Origin of the sequence: Streptococcus sp. HMSC064D12, from assembly GCF_001837205.1 — a bacterium.
GTDB lineage: Bacteria > Bacillota > Bacilli > Lactobacillales > Streptococcaceae > Streptococcus > Streptococcus salivarius_D.
Window position 1 is genome coordinate 1 of record NZ_KV831742.1, and the last position, 1,388, is coordinate 1,388.

The 1,388-nt window shown below is 34.7% G+C and carries 3 protein-coding genes; all 3 read right to left on the reverse strand.

Annotated features, from left to right (window positions below):
• Positions 1-622 precede the first annotated feature (622 nt).
• From HMPREF2697_RS05825 to HMPREF2697_RS05835, 3 genes are read right to left on the reverse strand one after another with little or no spacing between them, the layout of a single operon-like run.
• Positions 623-778, reverse strand: coding sequence for a class IIb bacteriocin, lactobin A/cerein 7B family (locus HMPREF2697_RS05825; RefSeq protein WP_004181943.1), 156 nt, complete (start codon positions 776-778; stop codon positions 623-625).
• Positions 771-971, reverse strand: a complete 201-nt coding sequence (locus HMPREF2697_RS05830; protein ID WP_004181983.1) for a hypothetical protein — start codon at positions 969-971, stop codon at positions 771-773. Before HMPREF2697_RS05830 ends, HMPREF2697_RS05825 begins: the two co-directional genes overlap by 8 nt.
• Before the next feature lie 26 nt (positions 972-997).
• Positions 998-1,192, reverse strand: a complete 195-nt coding sequence (locus tag HMPREF2697_RS05835; RefSeq protein WP_004181980.1) for a class IIb bacteriocin, lactobin A/cerein 7B family — start codon at positions 1,190-1,192, stop codon at positions 998-1,000.
• Between the last annotated feature and the right edge of the window lie 196 nt (positions 1,193-1,388).

Below are 1,388 nucleotides of genomic sequence, written 5' to 3' on the forward strand. Positions count from 1 at the left end.
AGTTTTTATTGTGCACTTATATTGTATATTCAAGTGCCAAAAAAAGAACCCAACACATGATGTTGAGCTCTTTTGGAGATTATGAAAAAGAAAAGTTCGTTGTTCTACAAAAAGTGTAAGCCAACGAGACTTACTGAACGGCGTTCAGTAAAAGTTATTTAGGAGACTTAAAGTATAACCAGCCTTCCTTAAAGAAACCTTAAATCGCAGAAAAAAATCCCCTAAGGGATTTTCACAGCAATCCAAAGACCGCTGAAAAGATACGATTGTACAGGCTTCCCAACCTCTTCTTCCTAATCCTCCAAGGTGACCGCTTGTCCAATAGAATCTTTATATAACTATATTACCTTGTTTTGGAAGGGTTTTCAAGTATTTTCTTAAAATACCCTAATAAAACCTCAAAAAAGAAGAAAAAAGCCTAGATTTCTAGACTTTCTTCGGAGAGATTTGTTATGAAAAAAATTATGTTACCTCTAGCTCACAAAAGCTAGCTGCCTTACTAGGATGGTTATACTATATCTTAATAAACTTAAAACCACCTTAAAGATAACGCTTCTAAATTAAAGCGGTAAACCATATAATGTGAAATTATAATACCACTTTCACAGAATGATTCTGTCACCTATCGTCCACGTCTAGCTAAATCTGTTCCAAATTTATATCCTGAACTAAATGATGCTACTGCTAGACTTCCTAAACCAATAGCAACCATAATTGGTGCAACACCACCTTCAATTTCCTGCAATTCTTTTTTAGTCAACTCATATTTTTTAGACATCTTTTTCTCCTAGCATTTTCAAAATTAATATAATCAAGATTAAGAGCAATGATATATTTGGAACATCGATGGATAACATCCATGATGGAACTTTAATATAACCCAAATCACTCATCATTCGTGCAATATTATAGAGCAGGCTCATTAAAAGAATAATTAACTCTGGCAGATATTTTATAAGCTCTTTAAACATTGTCAGCCTCCAACGATTCTTGAATGTTACGGACGATTAGCATAATATCCTGCAGCAATCCCTGCAGCACCACTTGCTGCTATAACACCTGCCACTCCACCAATGACCTTCCAACCTACGACAACTCCACCAATAACAATCGGTGCGAGACCTCCGTTAACCATCATTAATTCTTCATCTTGAAGAGTAACACAGTTTACATTTTCTAAATTCAATACCATTCAATTCTCCTTTTCTATTTTTATAACAACGAGTGTCATTATTCTTTCCACTCGCTAGCTCGTTGGTATTCTCTCAAGCTATGTTATTATTATAATTTCTCCATCAAACAAAAAATAGTGACATAAATGTCACCATCAAAAACTCTAAGCAGGCTTAGCCTGCTAACTCATGACAGAAAAGAAAGTTCGGCTTATA